Genomic DNA, 598 nt, shown 5'->3' on the forward strand with positions numbered 1-598 from the left:
CGGACGCGGCCAAGCAGTACTCCGATGTGGAGTTGAAGGCGGTCGAGCCGACCAACGACATCAACCAGCAGATCTCCGCGGTGGAGTCGCTGATCCAGGCCAAGGTCAACGTGCTGGTGATCCTGCCCAACGACGGTGAGCAGCTCAACCAGGTCGCCCGGCAGGCCATGGACGCGGGCATCCCGGTGGTCAACGTGGACCGGGTGTTCCCCGACAAGCTGTCCTACCGTGCCTGGATCGGCGGAGACAACTACGGCATGGGAGTGGCGGCCGGCCACTTCATCGGCAAGACGCTGAAGGACAAGGGCGTCTCCAACCCGGTGATCCTGGAGATCCAGGGCATCGCCACGCTGCCGCTGACCCAGGACCGCAGCAAGGGCTTCGCCGACGCGCTGAAGACCTACGGCTTCACGGTGACCGCGCAGCAGGACGCCAAGTTCACGGTGGAGTCGGGCACCCAGGTGGCCAGCAACCTGCTGCAGGCGCACAAGAAGATCGACGCGATCTGGAACCACGACGACGACCAGGGCATCGGCGTGATGGCGGCGATCAAGGAGGCCGGTCGCGACGAGTTCTTCATGGTCGGCGGTGCGGGTTC

General features: G+C 65.4%; 1 protein-coding gene. It reads left to right on the plus strand.

All coding sequences use genetic code 11. The features are described from left to right. Positions 1-598: substrate-binding domain-containing protein (locus tag FLX07_RS35930; RefSeq protein WP_142576437.1), on the plus strand; the 598-nt coding region annotated here is incomplete at both ends.

It is taken from the genome of Microbispora bryophytorum, assembly GCF_006874465.1.
Taxonomy (GTDB): domain Bacteria; phylum Actinomycetota; class Actinomycetes; order Streptosporangiales; family Streptosporangiaceae; genus Microbispora; species Microbispora bryophytorum.